The sequence below is a fragment of the Streptomyces sp. UG1 genome (assembly GCF_049974585.1).
In the GTDB taxonomy this organism is placed as follows: Bacteria; Actinomycetota; Actinomycetes; order Streptomycetales; family Streptomycetaceae; genus Streptomyces.
In genome coordinates, this window is record NZ_JBNGGG010000026.1 from 40,126 (window position 1) to 58,737 (window position 18,612).

General features: G+C 69.5%; 16 protein-coding genes and 3 pseudogenes. 12 read left to right on the forward strand and 7 right to left on the reverse strand.

The annotated features are described in order from the left end of the window. The first annotated feature begins 258 nt into the window (after nt 1-258). Nucleotides 259-1,488, forward strand: coding sequence for a polysaccharide pyruvyl transferase family protein (locus ACP4J3_RS27485; RefSeq protein ID WP_426538730.1), 1,230 nt, complete (start codon nt 259-261; stop codon nt 1,486-1,488). 44 nt (nt 1,489-1,532) lie between these two features. Continuing rightward, nucleotides 1,533-2,984, forward strand: a complete 1,452-nt coding sequence (locus ACP4J3_RS27490) for an FAD-dependent oxidoreductase (protein WP_426538731.1) — start codon at nt 1,533-1,535, stop codon at nt 2,982-2,984. Between the two features lie 970 nt (nt 2,985-3,954). Here ACP4J3_RS27490 and ACP4J3_RS27495 read toward each other — a convergent pair. Continuing rightward, nucleotides 3,955-4,176 (reverse strand): DUF6480 family protein, encoded by a 222-nt coding sequence (locus ACP4J3_RS27495; protein WP_426538732.1) that lies wholly within the window; start codon nt 4,174-4,176, stop codon nt 3,955-3,957. Nucleotides 4,177-4,194: 18 nt separating this feature from the next. After that, nucleotides 4,195-4,617, reverse strand: coding sequence for a CBS domain-containing protein (locus ACP4J3_RS27500; protein WP_426538733.1), 423 nt, complete (start codon nt 4,615-4,617; stop codon nt 4,195-4,197). Nucleotides 4,618-4,801: 184 nt separating this feature from the next. Between ACP4J3_RS27500 and ACP4J3_RS27505 the strand changes: the two are divergent. The 4 genes and pseudogenes from ACP4J3_RS27505 (at nt 4,802) to ACP4J3_RS27520 (ending at nt 8,585) form a co-directional block, all read left to right on the forward strand. Continuing rightward, nucleotides 4,802-5,820, forward strand: a pseudogene (locus ACP4J3_RS27505) (DNA topoisomerase IB). Between the two features lie 200 nt (nt 5,821-6,020). Further along, nucleotides 6,021-6,383 (forward strand): hypothetical protein, encoded by a 363-nt coding sequence (locus tag ACP4J3_RS27510; RefSeq protein ID WP_426538734.1) that lies wholly within the window; start codon nt 6,021-6,023, stop codon nt 6,381-6,383. Then, nucleotides 6,358-7,211 (forward strand): annotated as a pseudogene (locus tag ACP4J3_RS27515) (hypothetical protein). Before ACP4J3_RS27510 ends, ACP4J3_RS27515 begins: the two are co-directional and overlap by 26 nt. 693 nt (nt 7,212-7,904) lie before the next feature. Then, on the forward strand, nt 7,905-8,585 hold the full coding sequence (locus ACP4J3_RS27520; RefSeq protein WP_426538735.1) for a dienelactone hydrolase family protein: 681 nt from the start codon (nt 7,905-7,907) through the stop codon (nt 8,583-8,585). Nucleotides 8,586-9,281: 696 nt separating this feature from the next. Here ACP4J3_RS27520 and ACP4J3_RS27525 read toward each other — a convergent pair. The 3 genes from ACP4J3_RS27525 to ACP4J3_RS27535 form a co-directional block, all read right to left on the reverse strand. Further along, entirely contained in the window at nt 9,282-9,695 is a 414-nt protein-coding gene (locus ACP4J3_RS27525) for a DUF2267 domain-containing protein (RefSeq protein ID WP_426538736.1), read from the reverse strand. Nucleotides 9,696-9,733: 38 nt separating this feature from the next. Beyond that, on the reverse strand, nt 9,734-10,078 hold the full coding sequence (locus tag ACP4J3_RS27530; RefSeq protein ID WP_426538737.1) for a CBS domain-containing protein: 345 nt from the start codon (nt 10,076-10,078) through the stop codon (nt 9,734-9,736). A 387-nt stretch (nt 10,079-10,465) separates the two neighbouring features. Continuing rightward, nucleotides 10,466-10,888 carry a CBS domain-containing protein gene (locus ACP4J3_RS27535; protein WP_426538738.1) on the reverse strand — a complete coding sequence of 141 codons (423 nt, stop codon included), beginning with the start codon at nt 10,886-10,888 and terminating at the stop codon, nt 10,466-10,468. Nucleotides 10,889-11,030: 142 nt separating this feature from the next. On the opposite strand from ACP4J3_RS27535, the pseudogene ACP4J3_RS27540 reads away from it, so the two are divergent. After that, nucleotides 11,031-11,189, forward strand: a pseudogene (locus ACP4J3_RS27540) (IS5/IS1182 family transposase); the annotation flags it as partial. Here the strand turns inward: ACP4J3_RS27540 and ACP4J3_RS27545 are convergent. Then, nucleotides 11,163-11,897 carry a haloacid dehalogenase type II gene (locus tag ACP4J3_RS27545; protein WP_426538831.1) on the reverse strand — a complete coding sequence of 245 codons (735 nt, stop codon included), beginning with the start codon at nt 11,895-11,897 and terminating at the stop codon, nt 11,163-11,165. The pseudogene ACP4J3_RS27540 and the gene ACP4J3_RS27545 overlap by 27 nt on opposite strands. Before the next feature lie 587 nt (nt 11,898-12,484). On the opposite strand from ACP4J3_RS27545, the gene ctaD reads away from it, so the two are divergent. The 5 genes from ctaD (at nt 12,485) to gap (ending at nt 17,440) form a co-directional block, all read left to right on the forward strand. Next, nucleotides 12,485-14,206, forward strand: coding sequence for a cytochrome c oxidase subunit I (gene ctaD, locus ACP4J3_RS27550; RefSeq protein ID WP_426538832.1), 1,722 nt, complete (start codon nt 12,485-12,487; stop codon nt 14,204-14,206). Further along, the gene (locus tag ACP4J3_RS27555; protein WP_426538739.1) at nt 14,203-14,544 is read left to right on the forward strand and encodes a hypothetical protein; all 342 of its coding nucleotides are present in this window, start codon (nt 14,203-14,205) and stop codon (nt 14,542-14,544) included. Before ctaD ends, ACP4J3_RS27555 begins: the two co-directional genes overlap by 4 nt. A gap of 584 nt (nt 14,545-15,128) precedes the next feature. Then, the gene (locus tag ACP4J3_RS27560; protein ID WP_426538740.1) at nt 15,129-15,626 is read left to right on the forward strand and encodes a hypothetical protein; all 498 of its coding nucleotides are present in this window, start codon (nt 15,129-15,131) and stop codon (nt 15,624-15,626) included. A gap of 86 nt (nt 15,627-15,712) precedes the next feature. Further along, nucleotides 15,713-16,114 (forward strand): SseB family protein, encoded by a 402-nt coding sequence (locus ACP4J3_RS27565; RefSeq protein WP_426538741.1) that lies wholly within the window; start codon nt 15,713-15,715, stop codon nt 16,112-16,114. 315 nt (nt 16,115-16,429) lie between these two features. After that, on the forward strand, nt 16,430-17,440 hold the full coding sequence (gene gap, locus ACP4J3_RS27570) for a type I glyceraldehyde-3-phosphate dehydrogenase (RefSeq protein WP_426538742.1): 1,011 nt from the start codon (nt 16,430-16,432) through the stop codon (nt 17,438-17,440). A gap of 457 nt (nt 17,441-17,897) precedes the next feature. Here gap and ACP4J3_RS27575 read toward each other — a convergent pair whose 3' ends face one another. Further along, nucleotides 17,898-18,233: a histone-like nucleoid-structuring protein Lsr2 gene (locus ACP4J3_RS27575; RefSeq protein ID WP_426538743.1), complete on the reverse strand. Its 336-nt coding sequence runs from the start codon at nt 18,231-18,233 to the stop codon at nt 17,898-17,900. Nucleotides 18,234-18,612 lie beyond the last annotated feature (379 nt).

Consider the following 18,612-nt stretch of genomic DNA (forward strand, 5'->3'; position numbering starts at 1 on the left):
CCCGGCGAGGGCGGGCGGGCCCTGGGGTGGACGTACCCCGTACGGCCCGGCCGCGCCGTGGCCGGCCCGGGTCGACTCGTTCCCGGAAGCAGACGTGACGGCCGACGGAGTGGACAGGTGGGTGCCGACGGTGTCGCTGCTGCACTCCAACGGGGACTCGACGGACGTTGCCGTCGCCGACGGACTGATCGACGGCCGTCCCGTGGTTTTGCCCGTCTGCGTCGGACGGGAGTCCAGAATGGCGAACTGGAGTTCAGGATGACGATCAACCCGCCGCCTGCCCCGCCGGGTCCGCGGATCGGCCTGCTCGGGTCGTACGGCGGACGCAACATCGGTGACGAAGCGATCCTGCAGTGTGTGCTGAGCTGCCTGCGCGCCCACCGGCCGCACGCGCGGCTCGTCGTGTTCAGCCGGGACGCCGAGCACACCCAGAGCCATCAGCCCGAGGCCGACGAGGTGATCGACTGGGAGGGAGTCCCGCGGAAACCCGTCCTCGACGCCCTGGCCGGACTGGATCTACTGGTGCTCGGCGGCGGCGGGATCCTCTACGACGGGGAGGCGCGGCGCTATCTGCGGCTGGTGAGGGCCGCTCACGAACGCGGCGTGCCCACCCTCGCCTACGCGATCGGCGCGGGCCCGCTGCGCGAGGCCGACGACCGGGAGGCCGTGCGCAGCGTGCTGCCGGAGATGACCGAGGTCGTGGTCCGCGACGAGGAGTCCCGGCTCGTTCTGGAAGAAGTCGGCGTCGACCGCGAACTCACCGTCACCGCCGACCCGGCGCTGCTGCTCCCCCCGGAGCCCTTCACCGAGCGGATGCTGCGGCACGAAGGCCTGCCGATCGACGCCCGGCTGGTCGGCATGTCCGTGCGTGAGCCCGGCCGGGCGGCGGAGAAGCTCGACGAGGACGACTACCACGCGCTGCTCGCCGACGTCGCGGACTTCCTCGCCCGGCGCCTGGACGCACACGTGGTGTTCGTGCCGATGGAACGCCAGGACGTCCGGCACGCCCACGGCGTGCTGTCCCGGATGAGCGGCCCGGACCTGGGCCGCATCCTGCACAACTCCTACCGCCCCGGTCAGATTCTCGGCTTCATGAGCCACCTGGACATGGTGGTCGGCATGCGCCTGCACGTCGTGATGTTCGCCGCGCTGTCCGGGCTGCCCGTGCTGCCGCTGCCGTACTCCGGCAAGGTCTTCGACTTCGCCCGGCGCACGGGAGCGCCCGCGCTGGTCGGTGTGGCGCGGGAGCAGGCCGGGTTGCTGCTCGCGGAGGTGGACCGGCTCTGGGACGAGTTCCCGCACCGCCGACACGACCTCGAAGGCCGCGTCGAGGCGCTGCGGGACCTCGCCGGCCAGACCTGCGCCCGTGCCGGAACCCTCCTCGACTGCCTCGACGGCGGCCCGTGCCACGCGGGGCGGGCGCAGGACACCGGCCTGCTGGTGACCCCCGGGCCGGGCACGGCCGACCTGGGCAGGCACCGGGCGTGACGCCGAGAGGACAGGCAACCGAACCGAGCCGACGGGAAGAAGAGATGCCGATCCTGGAACCCCTCCGACCAGCCCGGACCGTCACCCTGCCACCGCGTCCGGCCCATCACGGGGGCCGGACGGACGTCCTGGTGGTCGGCGGCGGACCGGCGGGCACCGCCGCGGCCCACGCGGCGGCCGACGCCGGCGCGGACGTCGTGCTCGTGGAGCGCTACGGCTTCCTCGGCGGCAACGCCACCGTCGCACTGGTGATGCCGTTGATGTCCTTCCACAACGAGCGGAAACAGGCGGTGTTCGACGAGCGCGGGCGGGACAGCCGGCTGCTGCCCTCCGATCACGGCGAGGGCGACCCCGTGGTGGCCGGGTTCCTGTGGCTGCTGCTGGACCGGCTCACCCAGCGCGGCGGCTGCGTTCCACCGTCGCCGGACACCGGCTACACCGTTCCCTTCGACCCGGAGACGTACAAACTCGTCCTCCTCGACCTGCTCGACGAGGCGGGTGTGCGCATGCTGTTCCACGCCTTCGCCTCCACCGCCCTGCCCCACGACGACGGCTGGCGCGTGGTCTTCGAGACCAAGTCGGGCCCGGTCGTGATCGACGCCACCGTCGTGATCGACGGCACAGGGGACGGCGACATCGCCGCTGCCTGCGGGGCGCCGTACGAGATCGGCAGGCCGGAGGACGGTCTGGTGCAGCCGATGACGCTGATGTTCCGCGTCGTCGACTTCATCCAGCCGCGGTTCGCCGAGTACGTCCGTGAGCACCCGGACCAGTGGCGGGGTGTGCACGGGCTGTGGGACCTCGTCCAGCAGGCCACCGAGGCGGGCGAACTGCGCCTGCCCCGCGAGGACATGCTGTTGTTCGGCACCCCGCACCCCCGCGAGGTCAGCGTCAACAGCACCCGCGTCACCCGGGTGCTCGGCACCGACGTGTGGGATCTCAGCCGCGCCGAGTACACCGCCCGCCGGCAGCTGGCACAGATCGACTGCTTCCTGCGCCGACACGTACCGGGCTTCAAGGAGTCGTACGTCGCACAGAGCGGCGTCCAGATCGGCGTACGGGAGACCCGCCGCATCCTCGGCGACTACCACCTGACCGGCCACGACATCCTCGCGGCGCGCGCCTTTCCCGACGCGGTGGCACATGGCGCCTACCCCGTCGACATCCACAATCCCAGGGGCAGCGGCACCGTCCTCAAGCGCGTCCCCCGAGGGCAGTTCTACGACATCCCCCTGCGCTGTCTGCTGCCTCGGGACACCGATCGCCTGCTCGTCGCCGGTCGCTGCATTTCCGGATCGCATGTGGCGCACTCGTCCTACCGTGTCATGCCCATCGCCATGGCGACCGGCCAGGCGGCCGGAGTCTGCGCCGCCCTCTCCGTCCGCCTGGGCCGCAGCCCCCGCGAGGTGCCCTACCACCTCGTCCAGCGCGCGCTCCGCCGCCAGGGCGCCCACCTGCGTCCCGACTCCGGGGAACCGGTGCCGCAGCGCCGCTGACCTGCTCATGTCGGCCTGGCAGCACCTGAAGGGGCGCGGGGCCCGCCGTACCGGCGGCTGATGTCACCGCCGATGTCACCGCCGATGTCACAGCCGATGTGCGGCTCCGCCGCACGGGGCGGACCCGCAACGACGAAGCCGCAGACGAACGGCGGCAGAGCGCGGCACTTCCCTCGCGGCGCCTTCCGCCGGAGCGCTACGTCTCGTTGTCGCGCTTGCGGTCGGCGTCCGGGCGTGGCCGACGACGCGGCAGCCCCTCCGGCCGGCGTCCCTGACCCACACGCCGTGCGCCTGCGTCCTGGACCGCTGGTCGTCCCAGGTCCGGTTGCCGTTCACCTGCGCTCCGGTGACGGTGGCAGAAGCGGTGAGCCCGGCGCGCGGACCGGGGGAGTCCGGTAGTTGCCAGGGGAGACCTGCTCGGGTGTGCCCTCGGGCCGGCCCGTGCCGGCGCCCGGGCGCATCGGGGCCAGAGCCAGCCGGTTCGACGTGTTGAACGTGACGACGGCGCTCTGCCCGCCGACCGTTGTTGCGGATACGGTTCCCCGTGATCGCGGGGTCGCGCAGACCGGCGTCGACGCGGATGCCGTCGAGCGTGTTGTCCCGGATGTCGTTGGACTCGAGCACGAGGTCCGCGACCGGCTCCTGGTCGCCGCCGGCGAGGTTGTGCTCCCAGTAGCCGTGGCGGCCGTTGTTGCTGATGCGGTTGGAGCGGAAGACGTAGGGCCCGGGGCGTTGCCGAACCCGATGCCGTCGCGCACATTGCCGTCGATCACGCAGGCGGTGACGCTGCCGACGCGGCCGCCGACGCCCGCGGTGCCCTGTCGTACCCGGCTGGGCGTGCGGGTGATCACACAGTGGCCGGGCGGCACGGATGACGGAGGCCGACCGTCCGCCTCGCAGGCCGCGTGCCCGGGCGTCGAACGGCATGGACATCGTGCCGTTCCTCTCCGAGGTGGCGCTCCGGAGCTCGTCACAGGGCCACGGCCATGGCGATCAGCCCGATCGCCACGAGCGCCACCACGATCATGATCACGGTCAGGGGCATCGCTCCCCAGCCCTTGCGCAGCTCGGGCGGCTCGGGGTGGGAGATGCCGTGGGTCCCTCCTTCGGCGGGCGGGGTCTCACCGGGGGAGACCTGACCGCCCGGTTCGAGTCCTGGGGTTCGTCGGGGCTCGGGGTCGGGAGTGGTCATGACACGCCCTCCTCTCGGTCACTTGTTGGGCCTGGCGGCGCTGATGTCGCCCGGAGCCGAGCGGGGATCGCGCTCGATGGCCAGGTCACCGAGGGAGATGACACCCACCGCGCGCTCTGCCTGGTCGACGACCGGCACCCGGCGCACGGGGTGCTCACGCATCACGTCGACCGCGAGGCCGAGGTCGTCGTCGGGCCCCACCGTGATCAGGTCGTCGCTGCACGCGTCGGCCACCGTCGCCCGGCCCGGGTCGCGTTTCGCGGCCACCGAGCGGACCACCAGGTCACGGTCGCTGACCAGCCCACGCAGCCGGTCGCCCTCGGTGACCGGCACGGCCCCGATGTCCTCGTCGCGCATCATCTGGGCGACGACCTCCACCGAGGTCTGCGGTGCGACGGTCACCAGGTCGGTTGTCATGACGTCGCGGACATGCTGGGTCATGCGGCCATTCCCCTCGTAGGGGGCGGCGCCATTCGCCGCCGCTGCGGCCCGAGTACCCGCACATGACGGGCCCCCAAGCGTTCGTCACCCGCAGCGTGGAGCCCCCGCCAGTGAGAAGGCGGCAGAACCGGGTACTACGGCATGCGAACCCCGCTCATCGAAGCGTGTTTCCGAGGGGGTTGGCGTGCGCCTGTTCCACAGTCGGCCCGTCGACCCGGGGTACCGTCGCAGACGCCAGGGACGCGGCTTCCGCTACCTCGACTGCGCGACCCGGCGGAGCTGCATCGGATCCGAGCGCTGGTCATACCCCCGGCCTGGGAGGGCGTGTGCATCTGCGCCCGTCCCAACGGACACCTCCAGGCCGTGGGCACCGACGCCGCCGGGCGCCGACAGTACCTCTACCACCCGCAGTTCCGCGCAGAACAGGAGGAGGCCAAGCACGGGCACGTGCTGGAGGTCGCCGAGGTCCTCCCCGCCGTACGACAGGCCGTCGAGGAGCACATGTGCGAGCGGGGGCTGACGCGCAGCCGGGTCCTCGCCACCGCCGTACGCCTCCTCGACCTCGGGTTCTTCCGTATCGGCAGCGACCGCTACACCGAACTCAACGGCAGCTACGGCCTCACCACACTGCTGCGCGACCAGTCCCGTCGGCGGGCCGGCGCGGTGCAGTTCAGCTATACGGGCAAGGCCGGCAAGGAGATGCTCCAGTCCGTCGTCGATCCTGCTGCCTGCCGCAGCCTGACCGCACTGTTGCGGCGCCGAGGCGGTGGTGACCGGCTGCTGGCCTACCGGGACGGGCCGGCCTGGCACGGCGTGAGCGACGACGAAGTCAACGCGTACCTCAGGGAAGTGGCCGGCGTGGAGATCTCGGCCAAGGACTTCCGTACCTGGCACGCCACCGTCCTTGCCGCTGTCGCACTGGCGGTCTCACAATCCGTCTCCCGCAGTGAGTCCGCCCGACGGCGTGCGATCGCCCGCGCTGTGCGCGAGGTGGCCGACTATCTCGGCAACACTCCCGCGGTCTGCCGGGCGTCCTACATCCACCCGCGCGTGATCGAGCTGTATGAGGAGGGAGTGACGGTGGCTGCCGCGCTGCCAGGTCTCGGCGACGAGGGCGCGTACGGCGCTCCCGCCACCCACGGGCCTGTCGAACGCGCCGTACTGCGCATGCTGCGAAAGGACGACCGGGACCCGCGCCAGTGACCAACGCCCGCCGTGCTCAATTTCGCGGACTCGACCCGACGACGATGGCCGGTTCCAGGGCACCATGACCAGTTCCAGGGCACCCATGACCAGGGCGTACGCCGTTTCGGTGAGGCGGACGTGTTGTCGGCTCGCAAGGCGCTGAGCAGCCACGTCATCGGAGCGGGACCGGTTCCGCGGATTTCGGCCGATGTTCGTACGTGCTGGCGGCGTCGGGAACGGTCGTCGGTTCGCCGCGGCGACGTGGGCGTGCCGATGCGGGGCGCAGTGGACCGAGATGTGCAGCCCGAGGCCCTCGGAGCCTGACCTACCTGCTGACCAGCGAAGGCTGGCGGCAGCAACACAAGGGCTACAGCCATCAGGTCCCGGGGCTTCATCAACAACCTGCTCACCAAGAAGAACCGTCACCGGTGTCCACCTTCCGCCGGACGCCAACACCCTGCTGGTCACCATGGAACGACTGCTGGAGGAGACCGGCAGAATCAACGTGGTCGTCGCGGGCAAGCAGCCCGCCGCCACTGCGCCGCCGGAGCGTCGGTGTGGCGCTGGGCGTCGACCTATGACGGCGATCAGCCGGAAGTCGTACTGGCCTGCGCCGGCGGCATCCCCACGGTGCAGACGCTGGCCGCGGCCGACATGTCGCGGCGCCACTTGCCAGGCGCACGCATCCGCGTCGTCAACATCGTCAACCTGTGCGCGCTGGCCACGCCTCGCGCCACCCGCACGCTCTGCACGAGCCGGACTTCACCGACCTGTTCGGCCAGGACATACCAGTCGTACCGGACTTCCACGGCTACCCGTCGGCCGTGCACGAGCTGCTGCACGGCCGCCCCAACCCACGACGCCCTACGACCTGCACCACGAGGAAATCCGATCTCGGCGGCTTGCCCGACGCCCTGCCGCTCGCCGTGCAGCACGCACCGGACGTTACATACGCGGCCGTCGCCCTTACCCGCGACGGCGCGTTCCTCACCGCCGGTGAGCCGGACGCCGGTGAGATCGACACCGTCGAGGAGCAGGGGCACGTCTCGGCGGACAAGGTCCTGCTCGCCTACGAGGCCGGATGGTGGCCGGCGAGCAAGGATGTGGCCGACCGGCATCACGCGGAGTGCATCGTGCTACGCCGGGACGCCGGCCACGTATGGCTGTCCGGCGTCCTCGTCAACCGCCTGCCCCGCCACCTGCGGGACGGCATGTCTGTCGTCGAGGACGACCCCGGCACCGCGATCGAGGCCACCACCGGCGCCGCCCTCATCGAAGAGCACGTCGCCGCCGCCCTCGGCGGGCGGATGAGCATGGCGGACCGGAATCGTATGGCGGCCTTCTGCGCGCAGCGTGCCCGGCATCGCGCGCGGTCGGAGGGCGTTCGGGCCGTCGTCACCGCCCTGTAGCGCAGCCAGGCCCAGGCCATCCTGCTCACGCCGCCTACCCGGCTCCCCGAGCACCTTCTTGCGGCGGCGGAGCCGGACCAGATTGCCCTGTCGGCGCCGGAGCTGGAGGCGTTCGGGGCGAGTGGGATCCATGAGGAGCCGGCCGAGGCGGTGCTGGTGCACGCCACAGTGCGGACGGGGGCGGAGCTGATCGTGCTGCCGGCCGAGGAGACGCCGCTGGCCGATGGGGTGGGCGTGCTGCTGCGCTATCAGGATGTGGCGGATGCGACGGCGTCGTCGAACCGTTCGGCCAGGACGAGGTCGAGCGGGGCCGGGCCACGGCCCCCCGCTGAACGGGCTGGACGGTGAAGCGCACGCGGTCGCCGGTCTTCTGGGTGCAGCCCCAAGCGGTCGGCGGGCAGCGCCATTGACGGGACAGCTCGTGGGCGTGCCCGCTCCGACCGGGACGCCGCCGCAGCGCGCGGCAGTCTGGGTACTGCTTGAGGGATGAGGACGGTCCAGTCGCCCCCTGGGATCTCCGGTTCGCCGGGTCCTCCGTCCTGCCGGTGCCGATGCACGGCGGCGGACGCGGGACTGCGGGACCGCGCATGTACGCGCGAGCACAGATGGGCCTTCCGGGGCTGGGTACACGGCCTGGGGGCCAGAAGGGCAGTCGGCCCGGGGTCCCGATAGCTGTGGAAGCAGGTGATCTCCGTGATCTCGGATGTGGTGGCGGTGCCCGCCGACCGGCTCACGCTCTCCGGCGACTTCGTGGTGCCCGAGGGGGCGCGCGCCGTGGTGCTGTCCGCGCACGGCGTCCACACGTCTCGGACCCACCCCCGTGTCCAAGCACTCGACGGCGAACTGCACCGGGCTGGATTCGGCACGCTCTCACTTGACCTGTTCAGCGAGACCGAGGCCCGCCAGGCCGAGCCGGCGCAGGGACAGCCTGTCGACGTGGAAATGCTGGGTCGCCGCCTGGTGGCCGCGGTGGACTGGCTCAAGGCCCAGACCGACACCCGGGCCCTGCCGGTGGTCCTGTTCGCCGCGGGCGCGGAGGCGGCCGTGGCGTTGCGGGCGGCGGCGGATCTGCCGGACCGGGTGTTGACGGTGATCTCTTGGTCCGGGCAGCCGGAACTGGCGGACGAGGTCCTGGACCGGGTCCGCACACCGGTGCTGTTCATCACCGGCGGACAGAACCCGGAGGCGGTGCCGGCGATCCGGCAGGCGGCCGACCGGCTGGAGGCGACACGCGAACTGGCCGATCGGGTGCCCGCGCCGCACTCCGTGCGGGAGGTGCGAACCGCGTCTCACCGGTTCGACGATCCGGACGCCCTGGACCGGGCCGCCGAGCTGGCCCAGGAATGGATCGACGAGCGCCTGCCGTCCGGCTGACGGCCGCGGCGTGAAGGAGGAGGGCCGCTGATCGTCTACTGTGTCGACCAGTTGTGCGACCTGAGCCCGCGGGCCGCCGCCCGGCTGAAGCAACTGGGCTTCATGCACGTCTACCACTACGCCCTCGGCAAGGCCGACTGGCTCGCCGCCGGGCTGCCCTACGAGGGGCGGCTGACCGCGGTGCCGGTGGCCGGTGACGTGGCCGACCGCAACGTCCTGACCTGCACCGGTGACCAGCCGCTGGACGAGGTTCTGGCGGGCGATGCTGGACGGGACGGGCTGGTGCTGGTGCGTGGTGGTCGACGCCGAACAGGTTGCCCTCGGCCTTCTCCCGCACGAGGACGCGGCCGCCCGGACCGACGGCACCGCGGGAGACGCCATGCGGCCGGGACCCACGACCGTCCGAGCCGACCAGCAGCTCGGCCCGCTGCTGGACCGCATGCCCCGCACCGGTACGCAGGTCGTGCCGGTCACCGACGGTCACCGACCCGGAAGGACGACTGCTGGGCCTGCTGGAACGCGAGGACATCGAACGCGCCGCGCAGCAGACCGTGGCATGACGCCCCTTGCGGCTACTCCTTGCCCTGCCCGGCCTTCTTCGCCAGGCGTCGCCGCTGTCGCGGGGTGACGTCCTTGCGGCCGGACTGCTGGAGGTAGGCGTCCTTGCGCCGGTCGTTGTTCATACGGCGCCTCCCGTCAGGTGATGCTGCCGGTGCTGCCCGCGAAGAGGACGTGGGCGAGGTCGTCGTCCAGCGCCTGGCGGACCTTGTCGGTCACTCTGCCCTGGGTCGCCTCGCCGACGACCTCCATGACCGTGCGGGCCTCGTGCGTGGCCTTGGCCTTGTTCTCGCCGGCACGCTGGGCGACCCGGTCCAGGAAGTCGTCGTAGCTCATCCGGATACCGGTGTCGGGCTGGTCCGGTGCGGTGGCGACGCGGCGCAGGTGCTCGCCGATCTCGGGCGGCAGCTGGGCGGCGAGGTTGTCCGCGAGCGAGGCGGGGATGCGTTCGGCCAGTGTCTCCAGGGTGGCGCGGGTGGCGGCTTCGGCGGTGCCGCGGCTGTCGAGATGGGCGCGTGCCTGGACCTGGCCGATGAAGGTGTCGTGTTGCATGCCCGTGCTCCGTTCCGATCGCCGCCCGAAGTGGGCGGTCAGGTGTTGGGTTGCGCGGCGCTGATGGAACCAAGCGCCGACTCGGGGTCGTGTTCGACGGCCAGGTCGCCCAGGGAGACGATGCCGACCACGCAGTCGCGCCCGGGGTCGACCACCGGCAGCCGGCGCACCGCCTTCTCGCGCATGAGCCGTACGGCCTGGTCGATCGGGTCGGCCGCGGTCACGGTGACCAGTTCCGCGCTGCACGCCTCCTGCACCCGCTTGCCGTTGACGTCGCCGCCCTCGGCGAGGACCCGCACGGTCAGGTCGCGGTCGGTGACCAGGCACGTCGCGCACTGTCTGCGCCATCGCAGGGCCTCCAGACTCGTCGTACTGCCGTGCACTTGAGTTGCCCATCCGGGCCGAACTATGCGCTGAATGTGCTCTTTGCCCATCGCGATTGAACTCGACGGCACTGATAACTCCCTGCGGGAATGCCAGCCCGGCGGGGGGTGCCGCCGGCCGGTGCCTTCGCCCCCGAATTCCGCTGCTGCGGCCGGTGCTGGGCTGGGCACCGCGGACGTCTCACGGCTGCCGGACGAGGACTGCTGCACGCTGCTCCTGCCCCGCTCGTGGCCACCCGCACCACGCCGGATCGGCTCGGCCATGTCGTGATCACCACCGGCGGCTCGCGGATGCTGCCAAGGAAGGACGGATCGGATCAAGCGGCTGGAGTGAAGTCCTTCCGTCTCTCGGGCGGGCTGTGGATCCCGCACAGTGGCCGAAGGTGTTCAGGCGGTGGCGTACACCCGCTCGGCGAACTCGGCGATCTGGTGCTCATTGAGGTGCTGGGCGATGATGTCCCGCTCGCTGATCATGCCAACCAGCGTCTTGTTCTCGATCACCGGCAGGCGCTTGATCCGGTGCCGCTCCATCGTGGCGAGCACCTCGCTGACGTCGGCGTGGACGCCGATCCAGTGCGGGGTGCCCTGGCCCAGTTCCGTGCACTCGGTCTCGGCGGAGTTGCGCCTCTCGGCGACGCCTTTCACCACGATGTCGCGGTCGGTGATGATGCCGCACATCCTGCCCTCGTCCTCATAGACCGGCAGTGCGCCGACCTCCAGTCGTTTCATCGTCTCGGCGGCGCGTGTGAGGGTTTCCGTCTTGTTGCTGCACTCTGCGCCTCGGTGCATGATCTGCCCGGCAACCGGCATGGAGTCCTCCTGCTCGGGAAGCGTGTGACTCCCCCCTGTCCTGGTACGACGCTTCCACGCCAGGGCCTGTCCGGCGGATCTTGTGACCGTCTCGGTCTCGGTTCGTTGGCGTGGTCATGGTGCGGCGCAGCGCACCGGGGTGCTGCGACGACGTCAGATCAAGCACACCATCCCCGAACCGAAGAATCAGCGGACCAACCGCAAACGCCGCGGCAGCAAGGGCGGCCGATTCGACAAGCGCGCCTACGTCTTCCACGGCACCGTCACCCTCGTCTCAATCCGACTCTGGCTCCGCCGATGACCCGCCGGACACATCCCCAGAGGCATGGTCGAGTTGGTCGGCCAGGCCGGCCAGATCGTCGGCGTGCAGGTCGAACCCGTCCGAGGAGGTGGGCGGGTCGCCGACGGGGCGGGTGACGTAGGCAGTGCGCAGGCCAAGGCCCTGGGCTCCGCGAAGGTCCCAGGCGTGGGCGGCGACCATCAAAAGCCGCTCCGGCGGTCGTCCGGAAACGGTGACGGCCAGCTGGTAGACCGCTGGGTCCGGCTTGTAGGTCCGTGCGTCTTCGGCGGACAGTGCCTGGTGCCAGCGCAGTCCGGCGTGAGCGTTGAGTCCCAACAGCGCCGTCCGGCTCGCGTTGGAGAGTCCGATCAGCGGGAACCGTTCGGCGAGTCGGGCGAGCCCTGCCACGGTGTCAGGCCACGGCGGGAGCCGGCGACCCGACAGGGCCAGCGCCGCTACGGCGGCCGGGTCGTCGACTCCGGCGGCATCGGCGACGAGTCGAGCGGCTTCCAGGTCGAGGACGTCGCTCGTGAGGTAGGGCCGGACGCCGTCGAGTATGCGACGTTGCTCGTGGTCGATGTGCTGCTGCCACAGCGCCAAAAGCTCCTCGACCCTGGGATCGTCGAGCGATGGGTCGAGTTCACGAATGCCGGCGCGGATACCGGCGGGTTCGTCGACGAGCGTGCCGAGCACGTCGAACACGACGGCATCGATCTCTAGCTCTGACATGGGAGAGGTCTCCTGGACGAAGCAGGGCCGTAAGAGGTGGCTGTTAGCCGAACGCAGCGGGAAGCCACTCTGATTCCCGAACCGCACGGCCTGTGCGGCAGCCGCATCAACGTCGCCAACCACCGCGCCCGCCAAGCCATAACGCACGACCGGCGCACCACCTCCGACTAGCCGCTCGGAGCGGGCGATCGGCAGCGCAGAGACGCGGCGTGGCTCCGTCCCTGATCCGCCGGACAGACGAAGACGAACTTGTGCTTCGCTCCGGCTTCCACAGCCCGCCGTCGCGGACCATGCACGGTTCAACGAGCCACCTGAGCGACGAGCCACGGCCAACCGTGCACGAGGTCGTTAGGTGGATCAACGCCAGCGTCACGTGCCCGGAACTCTGCCAGGTCGATAAACCTAGGGGCGGCAGTCATCGCTCATATGGCCCAGGACATGTCTCCGATCGGGTGTCAGGAGCGTGTGGGGGATGGGTTTGCGGGTCATTGTGCGGCAGAAAGTCATTGCAAGTGTGCGCTGATCCGGATGGCCGGACCGGAATCGGGTCAGTACCAGATCGAGAACCACCAGGAGCCCCCGTGGCCATGCATGCCGAGACGCCACCCAGCACCTCACCTGAGGACTTCTATGAGACCGAGTTGCCGGTCCGGCGCAGGCGGCCCGGGAATGTAGTGGTGAAGTGGCTGACCACCACCGATCACAAGACCATCGGCACGCTGTACATCACCACAGCCTTCGGCTTCTTCTGCTTCGGCGGCATCCTGGCGATGCTCATGCGCGCCGAACTGGCCCGTCCGGGCACGCAGATCATGTCGAACGAGCAGTTCAACCAGGCGTTCACGATGCACGGCCTGATCATGCTGCTGATGTTCGCGACGCCACTGTTCGCCGGTTTCGCGAACTGGATCATGCCGTTGCAGATCGGCGCCCCGGATGTCGCGTTCCCCCGGCTGAACATGTTCGCCTACTGGCTGTACCTCTTCGGCTCGCTCATCGCCGTCGGTGGTTTCCTCACCCCGAACGGCGCCGCGGACTTCGGCTGGTTCATGTACAACCCGCTCTCGGACGCCCAGCATTCGCCCAATGTCGGCGCGGACCTGGCCATCATGGGTCTGGCGTTCTCCGGCTTCGGCACGATCCTGGGTGCGGTCAACTTCACCACCACGATCATCTGCATGCGTGCCCCCGGCATGACCATGTTCCGGATGTCGATCTTCTGCTGGAACACGCTGCTGACCAGTGTTCTGGTCCTGCTCGCCTTCCCGGTCCTCGCGGCCGCGCTGTTCGCGCTGGAGGCGGACCGCAAGTTCGGCTCGCACATCTTCGACGCGGCGAACGGCGGCGCGCTGCTGTGGCAGCACCTCTTCTGGTTCTTCGGCCATCCCGAGGTGTACATCATCGCGCTGCCGTTCTTCGGCATCATCAGTGAGGTCATCCCGGTCTTCTCCCGCAAGCCGATGTTCGGCTACATGGGCCTGATCGCGGCGACCATCGCGATCACGGGTCTGTCCGTGACGGTGTGGGCACATCACATGTACGTCACCGGCGGTGTGCTGCTGCCGTTCTTCGCCTTCATGAGCTTCCTGATCGCCGTACCCACCGGTGTGAAGTTCTTCAACTGGATCGGCACGATGTGGAAGGGCTCACTGTCCTTCGAGACACCGATGCTCTGGGCGACCGGCTTCCTGGTCACCTTCACCTTCGGTGGTCTGACCGGCGTCATCCTCGCTTCGCCTCCGCTGGACTTCCATACCTCCGACTCCTACTTCGTCGTCGCGCACTTCCACTACGTCGTCTTCGGCACCGTCGTCTTCGCGATGTTCGCCGGCTTCCACTTCTGGTGGCCGAAGTGGACCGGCAAAATGCTCGACGAACGCCTCGGCAAGATCACCTTCTGGACGCTGTTCGTCGGCTTCCACGGCACCTTCCTCGTCCAGCACTGGCTGGCTGTCGAAGGCATGCCACGCCGATACGCCGACTACCTCGCCGCCGACGGCTTCACCGCCCTGAACACGATCTCGACGATCAGTTCCTTCGTGCTCGGCGCGTCGATCCTGCCGTTCTTCTACAACGTGTGGAGGACCGCCAAGTACGGCAAGCCGGTCGGCGTCGACGACCCGTGGGGCTACGGCCGCTCGCTGGAGTGGGCGACCTCGTGCCCGCCGCCGCGGCACAACTTCCTCACCCTGCCGAGGGTTCGCTCCGAATCCCCGGCGTTCGACATGCACCGCCCCAAGCTGGCCGAACTCGACCAGCTCGAGAACGCCGCTCCCGGCGTGAGCGGCCCGGGCAGGGAACCGCAGTGACTCGTCCGTCCCCTGACGATCCGGTCCAGGGCGGGCTGCGCCAGCTCGACGGCTACCTCTACTGGCAAGCCGAACTGGCCGAAGCACGCAGGGAAGCCACGGCCTTCTGCGACAGGCTGCCCTGGCTCACCGCCGACGAGCGCCGCGATGTCGAAGAGGAGTACGCCCGCGCCCGTGTGGACATGGCCAAGGCCACCACCCGCCGCATCGCCGCCCGGTGCATCGAACTGCGCGCCGAATACGAGGCCCGTTACCAGCACCTGCGGCGGCGGACCGTCGCGCTGACCCTGGGCGCTGCGTCTTGCATCCTCATGGTGTGGGAACTGCTGCGTCAGTGACCTGCCGGTGTCTGAGGCCGGCCGACCGGGCCGCGGCGTACCGCGCCGGCGCGGAGCGGTTCGGGTGGACAGGCCGGATCACGTGGCTCTGTTCATGAGATGAGCAGCATCTCGACAGGTATGCCGCGCCGGCGGCTGGCGCTCCGTCAGCGCCTATTCACCGGCCTTAATACGCTGTGCCCGCCGTACCTCTTCCTCCGCGGTGAACTGCGGAGTCGCCGCTCGTCGGGTGCGGGGATCCGACCTGAGGCGACAACCGGCAAGCGGCGGCACATGCACCTGGCAGAGAGGCGCTCTCGGTGGGGCGGTCGGCGGTGGACCACAACCCGTCCCTGGATCAGTGGGCACCGTTGATCGCTCCCGGCCGGGCACACGGGGCGCGGGATGCATTCCGACGGAGGATGTGCTGGGCAAGCGCCTGAGGGCAGAGATCGCCGGGATCAATGTGCTGCTCGCCGTGTTCAGCGCGCTCCCGGCGGCCCCGCTCGACGGCGGTCGGTTCGTGCGGGCGTTCGTGTGGTGGCGTACCGGAAACCGGCTACGGGCCACCTCCGGCGCTGAACCGGGTCTCCGTACGCCAGGCCATGACACCCGATCCGGTGTCCGCCCGCGCCGGGCTGACCATCGCGCAACTGCTGCAGGGCCCGGCGTTCCGCTTCCGGCACTCCGCGTTCCCGGTGGTGTCCGACGACGACGTGGCGCCGGTGGGACTGGCGACCGTCCACCGTGCTCAGGAGATCGCGGAACGGGACGGCGCGGATGCCACCCTCGCGGACGCCATGTTCCCCATGGACGAGGTCGTCACACGTAGGGGCGGCTGGTGGGGATCGTGTCCTCGTCCGACATCAACCGCGGCCGCGGTGTGGGACCGCATCACCGAAGCGATCCTTGGCCAGACGTGTCCATTGTCTGTGCTGCCCAGGGCCATCAGCGCGGAGCTACTCCCGTCGGGGGCGGAGGTCAACCGGCGACCGAGCTCGCACTACCGGCGAGCCTGTCACCGCAAAACGCCGCGTAAGGCAGGGGCCGTGCTCCGGGACTCACCGAGCTCACTGAGCGCGCAGTCGCAGCAGGGCACATGAGAGGTGAGAGTTCGGGTACTCGAACCGATCACGGCGGGGGCAATGCCATGTCCCCGGACACGTCCGACCCGCGGATTGGAACGACCGTGACTGACTACTTCCCTGATGGCGCTGCCCCCGCCGTCCAGTTGGCTCTTCGGGCGGTGGTCGAGGGCGACGCGGACGATACGGAGCTGAACACTCTCGCCAGTAGTGAGGTTCTGATCCCTACTGGCGCCGTCCCTGCCGAGGATCTACCTCCCGGGACGCTGAGCCTGCCCGTCTACGAGCAGGAGGACGGCACTGAACTGGTGCCGGTGTTCACCACGCAGGCACGCATGCTGCAGGCGTTCCCACAGATCACACAACATCGACAGGTGATGCTCGGTGCGCTCGCCCATGGCTGGCCCTCCGAGAAACTGGCGCTGGTCATCGACGCCGGCACACCGGAGGAGCTGGCACTCACCGCTCAGGGGGTCAGGGAACTGTTCGACCGCGGCGTCGACTGAGGCCGCACCGCCCCGACGCCGTGCTGGATGGCCCTCCCCGCAGAACCTGCCGAAGTCGATCCGCGACCCGGTGCCAGCCAGCCCCAGAACCTCTCCTGTTCTTCCCAGCAACAGCGGAGCGTGGAACACCGGACCAAGGATCAGCATGACCGGAACCCCCCCGATGACCGCCCGGCCTGCGGACCGACGCACGGCACCGGCGCCGTAACCGCCGACCGCCCGCGCGTCCGGATGGCGTAGCCCCGTCTGCCGACGCAACCGTCAGCTGATACGACGGCAAGGGAGCACCAGCGAACACTGAAGGGACGTCCCGGGATGCCGAAGATCGCCATCAACGGACTCGGGCGCATCGGGCGTGCCGCGCTGAAGATCCTGCGCGAGGTCGAGGGTGTCCAGGTCGCTGCCGTCAACGACCTCATCGAGGTGGACAACCTCGCCTATCTGCTGGCGCACGACAGCGTCTACGGCCGCTATGACAAGCCCGTCACCGTGACCGACGACGGCATGCTGAGCATCGACGGACACGCCGTACGCGTGTACGCCGAGCGTGATCCGGCCCGGCTGCCGTGGCGGGATCTGGGTATCGACCTGGTTCTGGAGTGCACCGGGGTCTTCCGGCGCGAGGAGGAACTGCGGTGGCATCTTGAGGCCGGGGCGCGCTTCGTCATCCTGTCCGCCCCGGCGCGGACCGAGACGGTCGCCACGGTGGTCCACCGCGTGAACCAGGCCCCGACCGACAGGCAGGTCATCTCCTGCGCGAGCTGCACCACCAACTGCATCACCCCGGTGGTCGAGGTGCTGGATCGCCGGATCGGCGTCGAGCGGGCGATCATGTCCACCGTTCACGCCTACACCGCAGGTCAGCAGCTTGTCGACGGCGCCAGCAAGGATGTCCGGCGTGGTCGTGCCGCAGGCGTCAACATGGTTCCCGCGACCACCGGGGCGGCACAGGCCACCACCAGGGCGTTGCCCGCGCTGGCCGGGCGCTTCGACGGGGTGGCGATCAGGGTTCCCGTGCCGGTCGGCTCGATCGCCGACATCACGATGGTCACCGTCCGTCCCACCAGCACCGAGGAAGTCAACGGCCTCTTCCGGGAGGAAGCGGCCACCGACCGCTACCGCGGCGTCCTCGGGATCGCCGAGGAGCCGCTGGTCTCGACCGACATCATCGGCGATCCCAGGGCATCGGTCATCGACACGGGCCTGACCATGGTGGTGGACGGCACGCTGGTGAAGGTCATGAGCTGGTACGACAACGAGTGGGGCTTCACCCACCAGATGGTCCGAGAAGCCCTGTCCGTGCTCGGTGTGAGCCATGAGGACTGAGGGGACCCGGGCTCCGGACGGATGCCGACCCCGCGGCCCCAGCACAGGGTCCATGCACAGGAAGGACCTACCGGCGGGCTCTCGGCGAGGAGGACGCCGTTCGCATCACCAGCGACGAGCAGGTTCTGGAGGCGAGTCGGCTGCTTGGTCCCTGTCCACACCGCGCCGATCTCCTGTCCACGGGGCTTCGAGGCGAGGCTGATATTGGGCGGTGAATTCGCCGCTCCGCGTGAAGCGCATCGAGGAGGATGGCATGAGCGAGCGAGTCAGCGTCCGGGTGCTGCTTGTGGAAGGCGATCAGGCTGAGGTCGCAAGGGAGGAGCCGGGCGCCGTGAATCCCGTGCGGTATCCGGCGGCTGACATCTGCGCGGCGGTCGGTGTGCTGGTGGAAGAGCTGCCAGGCAAACGGCTGACAGCTGAGGTTGGCGCGGACGGTTCAGTCCCGGGGAGGGCCGCCTCAGTGAGCAGCGTTGTACTTCTCGATCACATCCTTGGGGACGCGTCCGCGCGGGCTGACCGCGATGCCCTGCTCCTTGGCCCAAGCGCGCACCGTCGCAGGGTCCGGTCCCACCTCAGCTGCACGTCGCCTGACCGGGCCGCGCTTCGCAGCCGCCCCGGTCTTACGACCGCTCCTGATGTACGGCGACAGCACCTCAAGCAGCTTGTCGTAGTTGTCGGCCCCAAGGTCAATCTCATAGAAAACGCCATCGACGCTGAACGTGTGGGCAGAAACGTCGTCCCCCGTTTCACCAGAAATGTCGTCGGTGATCAGGGTGATTACTTGCTTGGCCATGTGGCTGTGTCCCTTTCCCGGTTTGCTGAGTAAACTCTATCCCATTCCATTCCTGTTCCATCCCGACCGGGTGCGGGCAGGCAGGGGATGCCGTGCATGGCCTGTCGCCCAGTCGACATAAGACATACTTCGCGGGAATCAATCATGTTTAGCTCAATAACATGAAGGCGGAGTCGCTGGTAATCGCAGATCGGCAGTGCTGCGGTGAATCCGTTCCCGGGTTGGAAACACCCGAAGCCGGTGGCCCGTCGGTTCCGCTGGAGACGCCGAGAAGCCACGCTGTTCCGCCTGTGGTCGGTGAGTTGGGGGAGGGCGTGCGCTACGGCGTCCAACGGTCCGGGCTGCGCCTGCCTGCGTGGCTGCTCATCTCGGTGGGAGT